Genomic DNA, 19,336 nt, shown 5'->3' with positions numbered 1-19,336 from the left:
ATGTTTTTATTATCCTTCTAATAATAGATCATATGGATCTTCAAGCATTTCTTTAATGCGAACTAAGAAGCGGACAGCTTCACTACCGTCTACGATACGGTGGTCATAAGATAATGCAAGGTACATCATTGGACGTACTTCAATGGAATCGTCTGGCATAACAACCGCGCGTTTTTGGATTGTATGCATACCAAGAATCCCTACTTGTGGCGCATTTAAAATTGGTGTAGACATCATTGATCCGAATACCCCACCATTTGTAATTGTAAATGATCCACCTTGTAACTCACTTAAGCTTAATTTATTATCACGTGCTTTTGCGGCCAATCGTTTAATTTCTTTTTCAACCCCAGCAAAATCTAGACGATCTGCATCACGAACGACTGGAACGACTAACCCTTCCTTAGCAGCAACGGCAATGCCGATATCGTAAAATTGTTTAATAACTAATTCATCACCTTGAATTTCTGCATTAAGAAGTGGGAATTCTTTAAGTGCACCAACAACTGCTTTAGTAAAGAATGACATGAATCCTAATTTTATGTCGTGTTTTTCAACAAATTTTTCTTGGCGCTCTTTACGTAATGCCATAATATTTGTTAAATCAACTTCATTAAATGTTGTTAACATAGCAGCTGTATGTTGCACGTCAACAAGTCGCTTAGCAATAGTCATACGACGACGAGACATTTTTTCACGAATAACTGGTTTGTCAAACTCTGCTTTTTGTGCTGCTGCAGCTGTCTTTTTAGCAGGTGCTTTTGGCTGAGAGTCTGTTTTATGTGCTGCTTCTACATCCTCTGGGCGAATACGGCCAAGTGGATCACGTGGGCTAACTTTTGATAAATCAATATTTAACTCACGAGCACGTTTTCTAGCAGCAGGAGTCGCAATAACATCAAGTTTATCAACCTCTTGAGCAGGTTCTTCTTGAACAGGTGCTTCCTGTTTTGGCTCTTCCGCTTTTACTTCTTCTTTTGGTGTTTCTTTAGCAGGTGCTGCACCAGCTTCAGCGTTTTCATCTACTTTAGCAATTGCATCCCCTACTTCTACGTCTTCACCTTCACCAACTAAGATTTCAGTGATGACACCTGCATAATCTGTATTCACTTCAACATTTACTTTATCTGTTTCAAGTTCTAGTACAGGGTCACCCTTTTCAACGCGATCGCCTTCTTTTACAAGCCATTCAGAAATAGTACCTTCAGTAATCGACTCAGCTAGTTCTGGAACGATAATTTCCTTCATTTGGATTCTCCTCCTATAGTTGGGTTAATTGCTTGTTGTACAACTTGATTTTGTTCTAGTTTATGAATATTTGGATCACCAACAGATGGTGAGGAACGCTCAGGACGACCTACATAGCGTAAGGTTTGATTCTCTTGTATTAAGTCTCTTAAATATTCACTTACGAAGCTCCAAGCACCCATATTTCTTGGTTCTTCTTGCACCCATACTATCTCTTCAAGATTAGGTAACTGTTTTAGTTCTTTCTCAAGCTCTTTTTTAGGGAATGGATAAATTTGCTCTAAGCGAAGAGCACGTAACCATTCAAATTTCTCATCAGAGCGCTCGATTTCTTGTTCAATATCGACCATCACTTTTCCACTACCAATTAATAGACGCTTTGCATTTTTCTTACTTACTTTCAAGTTCGGCTGATTGCGTAATGATTCAAACTTTCCATTCACAAATTCCTCAGCAGTTGATGCAATACGCTGATTACGTAGCAAGCTTTTCGGTGTCATTAAAATTAACGGACGTGCTTGTTCTGATCCTTTTAATGTAGCTTGACGACGCATTAAGTGGAAGAATTGTGCCGTTGATGTCACATTGGCGACAATCCAGTTATTTTCTGCTGATAACTGTAAATAACGCTCTAAACGTGCACTGGAATGCTCTGGCCCTTGTCCTTCATAGCCATGTGGAAGTAACATGACCATATTCGAAATGTCTCCCCACTTCGCACGAGCTGATGAGATGAATTGGTCAAAAATAACTTGGGCAACGTTAGCAAAGTCACCGAATTGAGCTTCCCAAATAACAAGTGTTTCTGGTGATTGAATACTATAGCCATACTCAAATCCTAGGACACCTGTTTCAGATAACGCACTATTCCCAATATCAAAAGATGCTTTTGCCTCTTTTAAACCGTGCATTGGACAATATGTTTCCCCTGTTTCCGTATCATGTAAAACAAGATGACGATGCGCAAATGTACCACGTTCAGAATCTTGACCCATTAGACGAATTGGAATACCATCATTCAAAATCGAAGCATAGGTTAATGCCTCCGCAGCACCCCAGTCCGCTTTATTTCCTTCATCAAGTGCTTTTTTACGACGTTTTAAAATTCGATTTAATCCTTTAAATTGATTAAATCCTTCAGGACGCTCGAGTAAACCTTCATTTAAATCACGTAATGTTTCTAATGGTATAGAAGTATCAATTTCTTCTATATCAGCTTGTAAAACAGCTGGTACTTCTGGCTCTTCAGCAACTATTTCGTTTTCTTTCATATTGTTATAAACTTCACGAAGATCTGATTCAATGTTATCTTTTATTTGCGTAAACTGATCTTTTGTGACGACACCTTCATCTGATAATTTCTCAGCAAAAACAGTTGCAACAGTTGGATGTTCATCAATACTCTTATAAAGTGTTGGTTGTGTTGCTCTCGGTTCATCCATCTCATTATGACCATAGCGACGATAACCAACTAAATCAATTAAGAAGTCTTTATTAAATTTTTGGCGGTAATCATAAGCCAATTTAATAGCTGATAGACATGCTACTGGATCATCAGCATTCACGTGTATAATTGGGATTTCAAATCCTTTTGCAAGATCACTAGCATAACGTGTCGAACGACCGTCTTTTTGATTTGTTGTATAACCAACTAAGTTATTTGCAATGATATGAATACTTCCACCTGTTGTATAATGTGGTAAATTACTTAAATTTAGTGTTTCAGCGACAATTCCTTCACCGATAAATGCTGCGTCTCCATGAATGAGCACTGGAATCGCTTTATTCATATCTTGTTTTGAGTAGCCACGTTCTGAACGGTCTTCTTGTGCTGCACGTGCAAAACCATTGACAACTGGATTGACAAATTCCAAATGTGATGGATTATGTGCCATAATAATTCGAGTGGTCGTTTCATCACCATTTTCAACATCTCTAACAGCACCAAAATGGTATTTCACGTCACCGCTCCAACCATAGTTAATCCCTTTAGAACCTTCTGATGGAACAAGTTCTTTATCTGGAGAATGATGGAATTCGGAAAAGATAACATCCATTGGCTTCCCGAGCACATGAGCTAATACGCTAAGTCGGCCACGGTGTGCCATTCCCATCATAATATTTTCAATTTTATCTTCTGCTGCATATTTTACAATGCGGTCAAGCATTGGAACCATTGCTTCTAGACCTTCTATTGAAAAACGTTTTTGCCCAACAAATGTTTTCTGTAAAAAGTCTTCAAAACCTTCGACTTGAGCAAGACGCTCTAGAAGTTGTTTTTTCTCTTCATGAGATAATTGTAAATGATTTTTACGAGATTCAATTTGATCGAGTAACCATTGACGTTCCTCATCACTATTCACATGATCATATTCATACGTAATCGTACCAGAATATAATTTCTTTAACTCGATTACAACATCTAAGCCGTTACGTACATGATTAGGCGCTTCTTCCCACAGCCAATCAGCTGGGATGTTTTTTAAATCATGGTCTGTTAAATGATAGTTACTTGGATCTACTAAATGTGATTTACGTTCTCTCTCACGACCAACTGGGTAAATATCTGCCTCTAAGTTCCCATAACGACGAATTGCCTCAACAAGCTTCATTGCAGCTGTTAATTTCTTTACATCGCCAGCAGATGGAGCTGAGCTAACTTGTACCGATTGACCATCGTGTTGCCTCCACTCAGGGGCCCCATATTCATCAAATAATTGTTTGATGGATGGATCAACTAGCTCTGCATCTTCTAAATATAATTCATACTGTTCTTCAATATACCCCATGTTTGGGCCATGAAATCTTTCCCAGAATCTTAGCGTAGATTCTTCACTCTGTGCCACATCCTATACCCCCATTAGAAGTTAACTTTCTCCGTAGCAATACGGCTTTCTTACTCCACAGTCTATTATAGATATAGAGTGCTTCTTCATCAACTAATATACCTTATTTCCTTACTCTATACAATGATTACAAAACTTGTTTTGTCACTTCATTTTCCCTATAAAAAATCACAGTGTTTAAAATAAGGTATTTTACGCTAAGAGCAGCAAAATGGCGTTTAAAATTCAACTGTTATTTCATCTGAAAAAACGTTTCTATTTTACCCTTCTCAGTTGTACAAGTGACTCAATTTCCGTTATAATGAATACGGATGAAACGCTTTAATATAGTACATCATAAGTTTTAAGCAAACGTACATATCAACAAGAGGAGGAAGCTTTTATGAAAATCACACTTCTTTTAGGTGTTGTTGTTGCCTTTTTAATTTCTATTTTTGCATCTGGTTATGAAGCAAAACCAGGAGTGCCAAAAGATAATCAATAAGAAAAACCGCCACTTAGAATATGGCGGTTTTTCTTATTTACTTTACACCTGGAAAACCTTGTTGTCGTAACACTTCATAAATAATAATAGCGGCCGTGTTCGATAAATTGAGTGAACGAACGTGATCGTTCATATGGATTCGTAAACATCTATCTTCCTTCCCAACAAGCAATTCTTTAGGTATCCCTTTTGACTCTTTACCGAAAATAAAAAACAACTCATCATCAGAATCACTATAATCATAGTCTGTATAGTACTTTGTTCCGAAGTTTTCAATATAATAAAACTTTCCATTCGGATAAGCGCTATACAATTCATCAATCGCATGATGCTCCACAACATCAACATGCTCCCAATAATCTAAACCTGCACGACGAACCATTTTATCTTCTAATGAAAATCCAAGTGGATGGATCAGATGAAGTGTCGTATCTGTCGCTAGACATGTTCTTGCAATATTTCCCGTGTTCGCTGGAATCTCTGGTTGATAGAGTACAACATGTAAGCCCACTTCACATAACTCCCTTACATTAATAATGAAATAAACCATCTCATTATATCATGATTCTGTTAGATGAAAAAACTTATATTCAATTTGTGGTGTCCATGCAGTGGAATCTTCATAAGACCAGTAGCGATGTCTACTATTGACGGTATGTGCATTAACGAGCGGCATATTGTTGGCATCCTTTGTGACAACAATTGTCGTATGATCCCATCGACCATCCCCTTGAAAATCATAGCAAATGACATCGCCTGGAAGTAATTGTTCTGGGGATGACTTTTCAATCCCCTTAATCCCTTGTGATGCTCCACTTAAGTACCAACGCATACTATGTGCCACTGCCCAACTATAGCTCCAGTTGTCTTGTCTGTACCACCAGCCACGGTTTCGGACTGGACTTCCCCACATTAGTGCTCCACCAGCATAAAGACATTGTGATACATAATTTGTACAATCAACATCAAATTGGCGAAAATTCGGATGATAACTATTCCACCATCTTTCTGCATATTGAACAGCTTTTAAACGATCGTATTTAAAGACACGCTTCATATTCTGATGTTCTCCTATATTGTTAATTAAGTCTAATGATGGTTCCTTTTCAACATGATTACGTTTACGATCATTCAATGGCTCATGGATAGTTGTTCCTCCAATTTTCTTATAATATCGATAAGGAATAACAACCTCTTCTGCGTAAATTAACTCATGTTGCTTAATCAAAAAAACAAGATGTAATAAATATTGAAATGAAACGTGATAAGCATCAGTCAGTCTATGATAGATATGTGCTTTACCATTAATTTTAATAATCGTCGCTTCTCGTTGTTTATATAATTCTTTTTTTCGAATGAGCCAGTTCGGAATTTCTTTTTGCCGATTGAACTGAAAAGATAATACGTTCTTCCAATAATCTTCCCATATATCCATAAAAACCCTCCTCCATCTTATTCATATGGAGAAGGGTTTAGTGATATCATTATTTAAATTTTTTTTAGTTTTTTTTGTTCATGTTGCAGTAAAAAACGTTTCTTTTCTAGACCACTATCATATCCAACTAATTTACCGCTCTTACCGACTACACGGTGACACGGAATGACAATAGATAGTGGATTCTTATTTAATGCACGCCCGACCGCACGACTACCTTGTGGTCGACCAATCATTTTAGCAATATCATGATATGACTTTGTTTGGCCATAAGCAACCTCTTTAACAAGGGTTTCCCACACTTGTTTTTGAAATGGGGTTCCATGTACTTGCCATTCAAATGAAAAAGCTAATCTCTCACCAGAAAAATATTCGTTTAATTGTTCAATAACTTCATGACATGTTTCTGGATAATTGAGAAACACAGCATTGTTAACATAACGCTCTGTCCAATTCTGAAGTTGTAACTCAAGTTCTTCGAATGTACCATAATCGATACGAAGGACTGTGTTCCCATCATTCATAATTAACATGGGGCCGACCGGCGTATCGATTTCTGCGTAGTATAATGTTGTTTGTTTCACATAAGCCCCTCTTTTCCTCTTTGTTCAAAAGCCATTTTAATATGACTTCATTAATCTCCCCTAAATTGTAATCCTTTTTCCATCTCATATAAAACACGATCATCCGTTTCATAGGCAATTGCCTCTTCAATCGCTGAAAAAGCTTCCTCTGTGCCAATTTTACCTAATGTCCATGCAGCAGTACCACGAATTTCCGGACGAACATCTTCTCGCATCACATCGATTAAATCATTTACTGCGGTTTTATCTTTAAAATGTGCCAGTGCAAGCATAGCATTTCTTTGAATTGGTTTTTTACCACGCCATGAACCAGACATCGATCCAAACCTTTCACGAAAGGCCCGATTAGATATTTTTAGTAGTGGTTTTAAAAGCGGTTTCGCTGATTCAGGGTCTGGTTTAAATTCTACTTGATGGTGAAAATCAGCCTGTCTATTTCTTGGACACACTTGCTGACATGTATCACAACCATACAATCGATTACCGATTTTGTCACGAAATTCATCTGGCAAAATCGTTTTCGTTTGTGTTAAAAAAGCGATACATCGCTGTGCATTAAGTTGTCCACCTTGGACAAGTGCCCCAGTTGGGCAAGCGTCGATACATTTACGACAATCACCACAACTGTCTTCAATTGGTTTGTCTGGTATAAATGGAATGTTCGTAATTAATTCACCCAAATAAACATATGAACCAAATTCCGGCGTGATGATTGAACAGTTCTTTCCACTAAAGCCTATTCCCGCTCGTTCAGCAACCGCTCGATCGGATAATTCACCTGTATCCACCATTGATTTTGTAATCGCATCAGGGACTTTCTCTTTTATATAGTTAGCTAACTTCATAAGTCGCTCTCTTAAAACGACATGATAATCCATTCCCCACGACGCCCGACAAAAAATCCCTCGTCGGTTTTCTTTCGTTCCACGAGGTGCGTTTTTCATCCGTGATGGATATGCAACAGCAATTGCAATGATGGATTGTGCCTCTGGAACAAGACGACGTGGTTCGGTTCGCTCTTCAATCGTTCCTTTTTCAAAACCTGATTGGTACCCAAGTTCTTGTTGCCGTCTAAGCCGTTCTTTTAACTCAGTAAAGACATCAGCAGTTGTAAAGCCGATTTTATCAATCCCGATTTTTTTACTGTATTCAATCACTTCTTGTTTTAATAAGCTGATATCCACTACATGACAACTCCTTTAGCACTAACCATCTTACAAAACAATTTAGAAGATATCAATATTATATCACTCTTCATTTAGATTGTATGAACGATACGATTTCACTTTATAGCACACAATTTTTTACCGCACACGTATCACAAGCTAATAATTGTGTGAGATAATCAATATCTTTAATAACATATTGTTTATTAATATTTGTAACGATGCCGTTTTCCTTCCATTTATTAACTATACGACTAACTGTTTCTCGCGATACCCCGATATGTTTACTAACGTCCTTTAATTTGATCGGCTCGGTAATTGAAATACCCTCTGACGAAATAACCCCATACATATTTGAATAACGGATAAAGATTGATGCAATCGCTCCTTCTGTTCCGAATGCGAGGTAATCTCGTATTTTTGCTTTACTAATTTCAAGTTCTTCAGTTAACCACTTTGTAAATTCTAAACCTATTTTACCATTTTGTTTTATCAAGGACACAATATCTTTTTTTTGTAAAACATATAGTTTGCAACGCTTTGTCGCTTTTGCCGTATTTGTATATTTTGTTCCAGTAAATACGCCTGTTTCTCCAAATGCATCTTGTTTACGTCGAATAAAAATAGTTATTTCTTTATCGTCACTAATATTCTTAAAGATACGCACTTCTCCTGATTCAATAAAATATAAATGATGTGCCGGATCTCCTTCTTTATAGACCGTGTCACCTTTTTCAACAACAAATAATTTACTCCTTTGTATCATTTTATCTCGATCGGCTGGTTCAAATCGTTGAAGTAATGCAACCAATTTTTCCGCCACCCTTCTATCTATTAATTCAACTATAACACTGATAAGAGTAACTATTTATAACAATTTTTCGAAATGTATTTAGTCACATACTCGACCATTGGCGGAATACATTATAACGAGAATATTTACATTCCATACGTATCCGTATATAATAGCCTATAAAAAGGGGGAATCAATGGTGGGAGTGTATCCTGTAGTCTTATCACAAGCCAAATTTGTGCATCGTGATAGTCTTAAATATCCATTTGAAGAGCGTGGTCTACAATTTGGTGATGGGATCTATGAAGTGATTCGCATTTATCGTGGAAATTATTATTTATTAACAGAACATGTCGAACGACTCTTTCGTTCTGCTAAAGCGATTAAACTTGAATTGCCTTACACAAAAACTGAATTAACCGAATTATTAAACGGATTAATAAAAAGGAATCAGATGACAGAAGATGGGAAAGTGTATTTACAAGCAACACGTGGATCAGCACCGAGGGACCATGTTTTTCCAGAAAATCTTACTGCTAACGTTTATGCTTACATCAGTAAACAAGCGCGACCATTAAATCAACTAGAGCATGGTGTCTGTACAATTACTGAACGTGATATCCGTTGGGAAAAATGTTATATAAAAAGTTTAAACTTGTTACCAAATATTTTAGCAAAACAAACCGCTAAAGAGAAAGAATGCTATGAAGCTATTCTTCATAAAGATGGGCTTGTAACCGAATGTAGTTCTTCAAATGTATATCTCGTGAAAGACGGCCATATCTATACACATCCTGTAACGGAAAACATTTTACACGGATGTGTCAGAATGGCTGTAGAAAGATTTAGTGAAAAACTAAACATTCCTTTTATTGAAGAAGCATTCACATTAGAAGATATTAAATCAGCTGATGAGCTATTTTTAACAAGTAGTACATCTGAAGTGTTACCAATTGTAAAGGTTGACGGCGCACCCGTTGCTGATGGAAAGCCTGGACCTATTAGTAAAAAACTCCAAGCAGCATACGAACAAGACGCATCAATTCAAACAGAAACAGTTAAACAATAGCTACCTTAGAAAAAGGTAGCTTTTTTATTTTATCGATTGATTCGTTAATCGAAATAGTTTAAACTAATAAAAACGTTATCAAAATATTTTCTAATTATAGAAAGGGGCATATCTAATGTCAAAACGCGCCGTTCAAGTTGATGATTTTACATCATTACATGTTTACAGTGATCCACAATTCGGTATTAACGATCAAGACTTTTTCTATGTATCTACTACTATTAAAGATACGGACACCTACGAGTCACATATATATCGTCACGATGAGAAAGAGCAAATTCAATGGACATTTGGAAACCATAAAGATAGTCATCCACGTCTATCACCTGATGGGACAAAACTCGTCTTCCAATCCAATCGTTCTGGCACAACACAACTTTGGCTTATGTCTTTATCTGGTGGTGAAGCAGAACAATTAACAACACTGACATACGGGGCAACAAATCCGAAATGGTCAAAAGATGGAAAATCCATTTTCTTCACTGCCTTTTTAGAAAGTGATGATGATATTCATTCGCAAAAAGAATTAACTAAAGCGGAAAAAGAACAAAAACAAAATGAAAAATCAAAACAACCACTCATTGTAAATCGCTTAAAATACAAATCAGATGCGAGAGGTTTTCATGATGACAAAAAAACACACATCCTTTCATATGATTTACAAACAAAGAAAATAACACAATTAACTACTGGAGCACATCATCATTATTTTCAAGATGTTTCACCAGATGGTACCACAGTACTTTTTAGTGCTAATTTAAATGAAAATGAGGATGAAGAACTCTTTCTTGATTTATATACACTTCATATCCCAACAAAGAAGTTCACTAAAATCAATCAACAGAAAGGAAATTTCTATCAAGCGACATTTTCGCCAACTGGAAACGAAATTGCCTGTTTTGGACATGATTTTAAATATATGGGCGCGACATTGACAAAGCTATATGTTTTTGATCTAAAGAATCATACAGAGACATGCCTTAGTGAACAATGGGATATTCAATTAGGTGATGCCATGATTGGTGACACCCGTTTAGGCGTATCGCAGACTGGTCCTGTTTGGAGCCAAGATGAGAAATCATTATATTTTATCGGAACCGATCGTGGGGCAACAGGAATTTACACTTCTGATTTATCAGGGCATTTAAAAACCATTTATAGTGATAATTCACATGTATTCGGTTTTTCTTATGACCCTGATACAGATGCATTTATCGCTGGTATTAGCACCCCGACTGATCCGTGTAATTTTTATTACCTAAAAAACGGGCAAATCAAACAGCTAACATATGCTAACAAAGATTATTTAAATAATGTTTTGTTATCTGAGCCTGAAGAGATTCAATATACAACATCTGATGGCTGGTCGATTCAAGGTTGGCTACTTAGACCATACGGATTTAAAGAAGGTAAGAAATATCCGTTAGTCCTTGAAGTACATGGTGGACCACACGCGATGTATGGGCAAACATATTTTCATGAACTACAACTCATTGCTGCTAAAGGCTATGTTGTTCTTTATACGAATCCACGTGGCAGCCATGGCTATGGTCAAAAATTCGTCGATGCTTGTCGTGGAGATTACGGCGGGAAAGATTACAGTGATTTAATGGAAGCAGTCGATTATGCACTTAAAACTTATTCATTCATCGATGAAAAGCGAATGGGTGTGACTGGTGGTAGTTATGGTGGATTTATGACAAATTGGATTGTGAGCCATACAAATCGATTTAAAGCCGCCGTTACGCAGCGCTCCATCAGCAATTGGCTTAGCTTTTATGGAGTTAGTGATATTGGTTTCTTCTTTACGAAATGGGAGCACGGATATCATTTACTTGACGACCCTGAGAAGTTATGGGATTTTTCTCCGTTGAAATACGCAAAGAATGTAGAAACACCATTACTAATATTACATGGCGAGCTAGATTTTCGTTGTCCTATTGAGCAAGCCGAACAGCTGTTTATTACTTTAAAACATTTAAAAAAGGAAGTCGAATTTGTCCGCTTCCCAGGTGCTAATCATGAATTAAGTCGCAGTGGTGAGCCACAAATGCGTATTGAACGTCTAAATCATATTTGTCGTTGGTTCGAAAGACATCTATAATGCATATTTCAAAATTGAGACAAACTATATTAAAGCAACAGAAAGCAATACGAAAATGACTATTGGCGAGCCGCCTTGTGCTAGCGCACTCAGTGGCTCTCTATTTTTTTGAATTGTTAACGTCTACATTCTTTTCACGCTAAAGTAGTATAGTGTAAGGTTTGATTTAAGCAATTTATTTATAGCCAGCATCTCAATTGATTTTATTAAAGAGTGATTCTAAAACTAATTCTTTTTGAATCATTCGTTTTGTTATTCTCTCTATATAATCCAAATGGCCTGTTTTAACAACAGCATTTAACGTATTAGCCATCGCTTTTTCTAGATTCATCACACTGTTCATAAACTCTTTCCTAACTGGCATCATTTTGTTCCCCTTTCCAATTAGTCACCTATATGGTATATGTTACATACACTATGTTAACTAACCAATTTAATAAAAAAACAGCCCTGTGAAAGCGGCTGCTTCAAACTGAGCTAATTCGGTCCTACATTTTCAGAACAAGCGCCAATAAATGTTCTAGAAGAAATAGGAGCTGTAAATTGTGTTGAGAAGGTTGTGTCTCCATCAAAACTTTGGGCAAAAATATCCCACGTTCCTATTTCTGTATCCGGATCAACAGTTAATTCAATACTCACATTAAAATCACCTGATAAGAGGTCACCGCTTGCCTGCGCCGTCCCTTGTAATCTAGCAACGGTGCCGTTTTCACAGGATATTGTTGTCCGTCTACCTTGCGTAAAGTTTATCGTTGTTCCATCCGAACCAAAATCAATTGAAAATTCATCGACATTAGGATTACATCTTGTAGAACCTGTAAAACATTGTTCAGCAGAGACATTAATCGTTCCACTTAAATTCGTATCTTCCTGTCCTTCTTGTGTCACGATAACATCTGTAGGAGCTGCGTTTCCTTGAATACCTATTCTAAACTTACAAGGACAGTCGGCTCCATTACCATTTCCAAGTTCGTCCTTAATTAACAAAATTAGTAATTCCTTGTTAATCAACAATTTAAGGAATCTTTCAATCTGATCTGGATTTCCTGAATCAAGTATTGCCTGAAAAGCACGAGAAAGTTCAAATTCCAAATTGGAAATTACTGAATGAACCCCGTTCCCATTATCTTCTTGGTCATCACCAACATCATTTTCAGAATCGGTAGGAAGTACACAAGGATTCGTTTTAATCGTTATATCCCAACCTTCAGCAATTTCACCACTATCCCCCCCAGCATCATCAAACACAAATAAACGCCACGTTCCATTTGGATTTAAACCATCAAAAACACTTAACGTTGTACCATAAGGCTGTGGTGGAGCTGGATTCGGTAAGTTTGTATCCATTTCATAATTCGTTGGTTTAAATGTTCCCGAAACAATTTGACCTGAATCAGGTAAAAAATCTGCTGCAGCATCATCAAACTTTAAAGTAACATTTTCGACATCTAGACTTCCGCCTGCATCTGACATAAGCATGACATTTTGCCCTTCAGGTCCAACGAGTAAAACATCTAAATCATCTGGCCATGTATGACTTAAGCCATATAAGGTGACTGTAACATCGCGGATTGCCCCATCCAATCCTGATACACCAATTTCCGACGGATAAGGGTTAGCTGGACCTTGTTCATCATCGTTAATAACAATTTCATCACTATTTTCAAAAGTCGTGTCTATCGGTTGACAGAGCGCATCAATAAGTTCTTCAATTAACTTTTCTTTTAAGATTAATAACTCTGCCATTCTCTCAATTTGATCTATATCACCATTTTCAGTTATAATCCTTAAAGCTTCTCCTAATTGTCGCTCTAATTCGCCGATAATATCTTGAAAACCATTTGACATTGTATTTTCTCCTTTCATTCATGTGCTAAAAAATCATTTAAAGTCGGTCAATGTCCATAATTAACATTTTAAGAATGATCTCTTTTTTAATGAGCAGTCGTAAAAATCTTTCAATCCGATTTGGATCTCCATTGTCAGTTATAGCTGCTAATGCGTTTGTCAACTCTGTTTCTAATTCAAGAACAGCGTCATTAAAGGCCATAATATCCCTCCTTTTTCATCGTGCTAATCTAGCTTATGCAGGCTAACTTTTCCTTGTTGTACGTATCACTTAATTGAAGTAAAAACAGACTATTTTACTACTCTTTTATTTAAACTAGCACTTAGTCTTTACAACACCAACAACAATGACAACAACAATCATGTGGTTTACATCCCTCACAAGGACATGTATCATGCTCATCTTTACAGTAACAATCGCACACTTCGCTACATTTCTTCGGACACTGCTTGATTTCATCAAAAAGAAATTCTAAGATGATTTCTTTTTTTATAATGAGCTTTAAAATGTTCTCCAGTTTTTCATTAAACTTGAGTGCTTCGTCTGGGTTTAAGTGATTTAGATTTTCACGTAAATACTTTGCTTCTGCATTTAAAATATCAGCGAAAGCATTTTCCAACTTCGTCATCGCTTTGATAAAATCATTAATATTGTGTTTCCGGTGTTTGTTATTGGACAAATGAAGATTTTCCATCATAATACTTACACCTCCTATTATGCTGTTAACTATTTTATGCTAGAGAAAACAACTCGTTCGGGTACAGAACCTTAATGAAATTAAATAAATAATTAGTCTATTAAAGAAAATATCTTCAACCTGCTCTAGAAAGAAAATGTTACAAATTTTTTAAACACAAAAAAACGCAAAGAAGATGATTTCTTTGCGTTTAACAATTCATTCTTTAAGCTCTTATAGATGAATCAATCTTTTACGTACTTGTTTAAGAATGATTGTATTTTTTGTATATATGTTTCTTTTTCTAATACAAAAGCTTCACCATGATTAGCATGTGGAACCGTCCACACGATATGATGGCTAGATGTATGTTCTGCCAATTCCCGTGTCATATGAGTTGGTACGAATGTATCATTTTCTCCATGAATATATAAAATAGGTACTTGAGCCTTTTTGACTTGTTTCAATGCTGATGCTTCTTTCAACGTATAATCTGCTTTTATATTCGTTATAACACTTGTTAGGTCTAGTAAAGGAAAAGCAGGCAAATGAAACATCTTATCCATTTGATATTTAAATAATTCGTACACATCCGTATACGGACTATCGGCAATGATCGCTTTTACTTGTGATGGTAGTGTTTCACCACTCGCCATTAAAACGGTCGCTGCTCCCATCGATAAGCCATGATAGATAATTTCCGTATCTTCACCTAGTTGGTCAATTAATTGATTCGTCCAATCAATTAAATCAAGCCGGTCATGCCAACCAAACCCATAATACGCGCCTTCACTTTGTCCATGCCCTCTTAAATCAGGCATAAATACATTAAACCCTAGTTCTTCATAATAGTATTGTCCAAACAGGCCCATCTGTTTACCATGACCTAAATAACCATGTGCAAAAACAACTAATTTATTTGATGGCTGTTTAGCTTCTAGGAAATAGCCTTTCAGCTTTAAATCATCAAACGAAGTTAACATCATGTCTTGAAACTGTTGTTCCCGGACCCACTCGCGCCAATCCCCTGCTATAAATTCTTCCATTGCTTGGGCCGAAACTTCTAAGTCCTGATTTCCTTCTAGAAACTTCTTTTCACCACGTTGGATAGCTAGATGATAGAAATAGTAGCTAGAACAAACAAGAATAATGAATAATATGCCTCCTAGAACGGCGAGTCGTTTCCCCCACTTTTTCATAACAACATCTCTCCCATATCTGTTATTCTATTATATCAGTAAATAAGCAGTCACAGAGTTGGGAGTTTTTTGAAATGAAAAAGCTGGAAACAATTTGTCTCCAGCTTAACCTGATTTACGGAAATAAACCCGATTCTTGTGATTTGTTTTTCAATTCACGTGAATGTTTATTAATCGGTTCTTTTAAAAACGCACCTAAAATTAAGGCAAGTATAGCAAATAAAGTTAAAAAGAGTATATCGTGTATAACACGTTCCCAAACGATGCCACCTATCGCTTCACGCATGAGACCAACTGCATACGTAAATGGTAAGAATGGGTGAATCTTTTGAAAGAATTCTGGTAATAAAACGACTGGATATGTTCCACCAGAACCAGCGATTTGTAGGACGAGCATAACAATGGCTACCGCTTTACCGATATCACCAAGTACAGAAACAAGCGTATAAATGATTGTCATAAAGATAAGGCTCGTATATAAACCAAATACAACAAACCATACCGGATTTACAGCATGCACACCGATTGGGTATAAATCTCCAACGGTTACAATCAATGTTTGTAACAAGGATATAGATAGGAAAGTATATAATCGTCCAAAATATGCTTCACGAAATGTATAGCTGTCTAAACGATTCCCTTCTGTTGTCACGACTGAGATTAATAATAGTCCACCGACCCATATCGCCAATACTGTGTAAAATGGTGTCATGCCCGTACCATAATTTTCGATAGGGAAGACTTTATTTTCATGAAGAACGACTGGTTCAGCAAAGAAGCTTTGCTCAGCTTCTGGATCATTTTGTAATAAATTAATGATTTCGGCTAAATCAGCTTCCTCATTTATTTTACGAAGTCGATTCGCTAATTCTTTCACTTTATTATTTATAACTGGAAAACGATTAATCGCCTGATTTAATCCATCTTTTCCTTCTTTTAATTCTTTGTCGACTTTACCTATCATTTGTTTAACTTCTGGAAGTGCTGTTTGCACATCTTGAATAATCGTTAACGCTTTATCTAACGTTTGATGTGCTTGTTTCAACACTTGATTAACTTTAGGCTCAACTTTTTCAGCGAACTCATTTAAAAACTTATCAAGATGCTGATTCGCCTGTTTTGTCAATTGACGAATTGTACGTAATGTCTCTTCAACACGTGGTTTTTCTGTTTTTATCACATCATTGAGTTGATTCACATTGACTTGAATTTGTTCTAAGTGACCTTTAAATTTTTTTAAGTCCTCGGTTATTTGCTGTGTAGATTGATGATCTGTCGTTTGTAATAAATCAATGACCTGTTCAATCGTTTTTGTATCTTGCGACTCATGATCAAGTTGTTCTTTTAGAGCTGTTAAATCTTTTTCAAGAGATTGATGTTGTTTTCGCAAATGTTGTTCTGATTGACCTTTCGTTTCTAGCGTATGAATCAAATTGTCTAATTTCTTAATACCATCCGAAAATTGTTGGTCAACATGTTGCATTTTTTCTTTAACTTTATTTAAATCAATCGGCTGATCTTCAACTTTTGTAAAATAATCCTCAAGTTGATTCATTTCTTTTTGAACATCATGAACCGTATCTTTTATGATTGGTGCTAATGTATGCCAATGCTCTTCAACTGTCTGTAATGTCGTTTTTGCATTATTTACTTTTTGAAGACTTTCCTTCGTCACCCTTTCAACTTCTGGTAAAGCTCCTTCAGCTTTTTGAAGCATTTTTTCGGCTTGTTCAGCATCTGTATATGTCTGATCAAGCTGTTCTTTAATGGACGGCATTTTTTCTTCTAACATAAAAACGTACTCTTCAAATTGATTAATATTAGGTAAGTCTTTTTCAAGTTCTAGACCAATCTCATTAAAAATGTCGAAAATAACGCCATTTACCGTGGAAACAAACTGACTACTAATATTTTCTGCAATCACACTGGCACCCTTTCCGGTAATTTTCGGTGCGATAGCATTAATTTTTTCATTTACATAATAGTCAATATGAGCCTTCTCAGGATGATCTGATACAACTGACCCTAGTTTTTCAGAGAGATCTTTTGGAATAATAATGACTGCATATAAATCACCATATTCTAAATCATCCAGCGCTTCTTCACGTTTTAAAAAATGCCATTCGAAAGATTTATTCTCTTTTAGAGTGTCGATTAATTCACCACCGACATCGAGATCATTTCCACGTATTGTCGCCCCTATATCTTCATTAACGACCCCTACTGGGATTTGATCTGTTTGACTATATGGGTCCCATGATGCTTTTATGTTAAACCATGCATATAGAGACGGTAGGATGATTAGTCCACCAATCACGACTGCAACTACCCAATTGGTTATGATGTTTCTCCAATCTTCTGTAAAGATATGCCAGCTATTTTTCATATAAACCGTCCTTCTATTTTTCCTGTTTTATAATAAGCATGCCTTATTTTACCATATTTATCAATAATCAATGGAAAACAAAAGGAGTGTCCTCATATTTTAGGACAATCCTATTCACTGAACATGTCTTTTTTCCATTAGACGGATGCCAATTCCCATCATTAGTACTCCCATTAACAACAACATACTGACTGGTTTGAACAATTCGTCTAAAGGATATCCATAAACAGCCGCACCATGTAACATATCCATTCCGTATTTAATTGGCATCGCATGAGATAAAGCGATCATGAGCTTTGACTCTACCAGTTCTATTGGCCAAAACGCTCCACCAATCATTGCCATCGCCACGGCTATGAATGGTAATGCGGCATTAAATTGTTGCATATTTCTAACAGCTGAAGTTAATAACATCGCTCATGCGACGATCGTAAACACATATGGAATCACTTTTTATACAAAAAAGCACTCTTGATAACAATCAAAGAGTGCTTAACATGACGATGTATTCAGTTATTTTCTATTCAAACGTGGTTCAATAAAGGATACAAGTGCCATCGTGATTAAAAAGATAATCGATTCACCAATAAGTAACACTTTACCACCGAGTTGCTGTTCCATATGGGGTTTATTCGGTAACAATGTTTCATAGAATGAAGCTGGTAAAGGTTCTTCATCTGGTGGGAAACACGCTTCAAGCGCTTCAACAAACACACCTAAATCTGAGTATGTCTCGTATAAATTATCAGTTGAAAGCATTAAGAATACACTCACTGGTATAAGCGCAATGATACTTGCACCAAGATAGATTAACTTCTGTTTCTTATTCAAACGCAGTCGTGTCACAATCGGAATCCAATATAAGATTGCCAAGAAAAATAGTCCAAACATATAGAAGTAATTAACGTAAATATCCATTCTCCCCGCATCAAAAACAGACGGTAAATGGAAGATACTGATTAATAAGAAGAAGAGAACAAAAACGAAATAAGGATTTGTTAAAACACGAGCAATTTTTTTAGCAATTGAAAATTTTAACACCCGATGAATAATTTCCGTCTTAAAACCGATAATAAGTAGAGGCGGCGCTACTAAAAAGAATAATAGAAATTGAATGATATGCGTACTAAATTGAATACGCGCAACAATATTTAATGGACTTCCGATCGCCATGTATGCAACTGCTACTCCAACAATAAAAATAATCGATTTCCACCACGTATGGTTTTTTCCATTCGGTAAAATAAATAAATATAATATGATTGTAAAAAACGCTAGTAGTAAAATACCACCATTCCAAACAGATGACACATGAAGTTCATCTAATAATAATTCAATCAATCGACTTCCCCCTTAGTTATCCAAACACATACTTATAATCTTAGTTTAGCTTAAAATCAGCTGGAGAAGTGGATTAAATATAACAAAATCATGAAACTTATAAGAAAAATAATCTTCTGTCACAAAGATGAGAAAATAAAAACGGATTTAGTCCTT

General features: G+C 36.2%; 17 protein-coding genes. 2 read left to right on the top strand and 15 right to left on the bottom strand.

Annotated features, from left to right (window positions below; genetic code table 11):
• Window positions 1-9: 9 nt before the first annotated feature.
• From odhB to VIG73_RS01900, 7 genes are all read right to left on the bottom strand, one after another.
• Complete coding sequence (odhB, locus tag VIG73_RS01930) at window positions 10-1,248, bottom strand: 2-oxoglutarate dehydrogenase complex dihydrolipoyllysine-residue succinyltransferase (protein WP_331638840.1); 1,239 nt, start codon at window positions 1,246-1,248, stop codon at window positions 10-12.
• Window positions 1,245-4,094, bottom strand: a complete 2,850-nt coding sequence (locus VIG73_RS01925; protein ID WP_331638838.1) for a 2-oxoglutarate dehydrogenase E1 component — start codon at window positions 4,092-4,094, stop codon at window positions 1,245-1,247. Before VIG73_RS01925 ends, odhB begins: the two co-directional genes overlap by 4 nt.
• A 521-nt stretch (window positions 4,095-4,615) precedes the next feature.
• Window positions 4,616-5,089, bottom strand: a complete 474-nt coding sequence (trmL, locus tag VIG73_RS01920; protein ID WP_331638836.1) for a tRNA (uridine(34)/cytosine(34)/5-carboxymethylaminomethyluridine(34)-2'-O)-methyltransferase TrmL — start codon at window positions 5,087-5,089, stop codon at window positions 4,616-4,618.
• Between the two features lie 48 nt (window positions 5,090-5,137).
• Window positions 5,138-6,013, bottom strand: a complete 876-nt coding sequence (locus VIG73_RS01915; RefSeq protein WP_331638834.1) for an amidase domain-containing protein — start codon at window positions 6,011-6,013, stop codon at window positions 5,138-5,140.
• A 53-nt stretch (window positions 6,014-6,066) separates the two neighbouring features.
• Window positions 6,067-6,597, bottom strand: coding sequence for a methylated-DNA--[protein]-cysteine S-methyltransferase (locus VIG73_RS01910; RefSeq protein WP_331638832.1), 531 nt, complete (start codon window positions 6,595-6,597; stop codon window positions 6,067-6,069).
• A gap of 50 nt (window positions 6,598-6,647) precedes the next feature.
• On the bottom strand, window positions 6,648-7,781 hold the full coding sequence (queG, locus tag VIG73_RS01905; RefSeq protein WP_331638830.1) for a tRNA epoxyqueuosine(34) reductase QueG: 1,134 nt from the start codon (window positions 7,779-7,781) through the stop codon (window positions 6,648-6,650).
• Window positions 7,782-7,884: 103 nt separating this feature from the next.
• Window positions 7,885-8,574 (bottom strand): Crp/Fnr family transcriptional regulator, encoded by a 690-nt coding sequence (locus tag VIG73_RS01900; RefSeq protein ID WP_331638828.1) that lies wholly within the window; start codon window positions 8,572-8,574, stop codon window positions 7,885-7,887.
• 181 nt (window positions 8,575-8,755) lie between these two features.
• Between VIG73_RS01900 and dat the strand changes: the two genes are divergently transcribed.
• Together dat and VIG73_RS01890 are read left to right on the top strand one after the other, a co-directional pair.
• The gene (gene dat / locus VIG73_RS01895; protein ID WP_331638826.1) at window positions 8,756-9,625 is read left to right on the top strand and encodes a D-amino-acid transaminase; all 870 of its coding nucleotides are present in this window, start codon (window positions 8,756-8,758) and stop codon (window positions 9,623-9,625) included.
• Between the two features lie 115 nt (window positions 9,626-9,740).
• The gene (locus VIG73_RS01890; RefSeq protein ID WP_331638824.1) at window positions 9,741-11,729 is read left to right on the top strand and encodes a S9 family peptidase; all 1,989 of its coding nucleotides are present in this window, start codon (window positions 9,741-9,743) and stop codon (window positions 11,727-11,729) included.
• 193 nt (window positions 11,730-11,922) lie between these two features.
• On the opposite strand, the gene VIG73_RS01885 is transcribed toward VIG73_RS01890, so the two are convergent.
• From VIG73_RS01885 to VIG73_RS01850, 8 genes are all read right to left on the bottom strand, one after another.
• On the bottom strand, window positions 11,923-12,093 hold the full coding sequence (locus VIG73_RS01885; RefSeq protein ID WP_331638822.1) for a hypothetical protein: 171 nt from the start codon (window positions 12,091-12,093) through the stop codon (window positions 11,923-11,925).
• A gap of 113 nt (window positions 12,094-12,206) precedes the next feature.
• Window positions 12,207-13,577: a hypothetical protein gene (locus tag VIG73_RS01880; RefSeq protein ID WP_331638820.1), complete on the bottom strand. Its 1,371-nt coding sequence runs from the start codon at window positions 13,575-13,577 to the stop codon at window positions 12,207-12,209.
• A 37-nt stretch (window positions 13,578-13,614) separates the two neighbouring features.
• Window positions 13,615-13,779 (bottom strand): hypothetical protein, encoded by a 165-nt coding sequence (locus tag VIG73_RS01875; RefSeq protein ID WP_331638818.1) that lies wholly within the window; start codon window positions 13,777-13,779, stop codon window positions 13,615-13,617.
• Window positions 13,780-13,900: 121 nt separating this feature from the next.
• Window positions 13,901-14,275 carry a hypothetical protein gene (locus VIG73_RS01870; protein WP_331638816.1) on the bottom strand — a complete coding sequence of 125 codons (375 nt, stop codon included), beginning with the start codon at window positions 14,273-14,275 and terminating at the stop codon, window positions 13,901-13,903.
• Window positions 14,276-14,499: 224 nt separating this feature from the next.
• Entirely contained in the window at window positions 14,500-15,453 is a 954-nt protein-coding gene (locus VIG73_RS01865) for an alpha/beta hydrolase (RefSeq protein ID WP_331638814.1), read from the bottom strand.
• 115 nt (window positions 15,454-15,568) lie between these two features.
• Window positions 15,569-17,839 (bottom strand): YhgE/Pip domain-containing protein, encoded by a 2,271-nt coding sequence (locus VIG73_RS01860; protein ID WP_331638812.1) that lies wholly within the window; start codon window positions 17,837-17,839, stop codon window positions 15,569-15,571.
• A 114-nt stretch (window positions 17,840-17,953) separates the two neighbouring features.
• The gene (locus VIG73_RS01855) at window positions 17,954-18,253 is read right to left on the bottom strand and encodes an ABC transporter permease (protein ID WP_331638810.1); all 300 of its coding nucleotides are present in this window, start codon (window positions 18,251-18,253) and stop codon (window positions 17,954-17,956) included.
• A 99-nt stretch (window positions 18,254-18,352) separates the two neighbouring features.
• Window positions 18,353-19,180: a cytochrome c oxidase assembly protein gene (locus tag VIG73_RS01850; RefSeq protein WP_331638808.1), complete on the bottom strand. Its 828-nt coding sequence runs from the start codon at window positions 19,178-19,180 to the stop codon at window positions 18,353-18,355.
• Between the last annotated feature and the right edge of the window lie 156 nt (window positions 19,181-19,336).

Origin of the sequence: Cerasibacillus sp. (assembly GCF_036516575.1) — a bacterium.
In the GTDB taxonomy this organism is placed as follows: Bacteria; Bacillota; Bacilli; order Bacillales; family Amphibacillaceae; genus Cerasibacillus.
The sequence above is the reverse complement of the archived record's forward strand: the minus strand, read 5'-3'. Positions and strand labels throughout refer to the sequence as shown.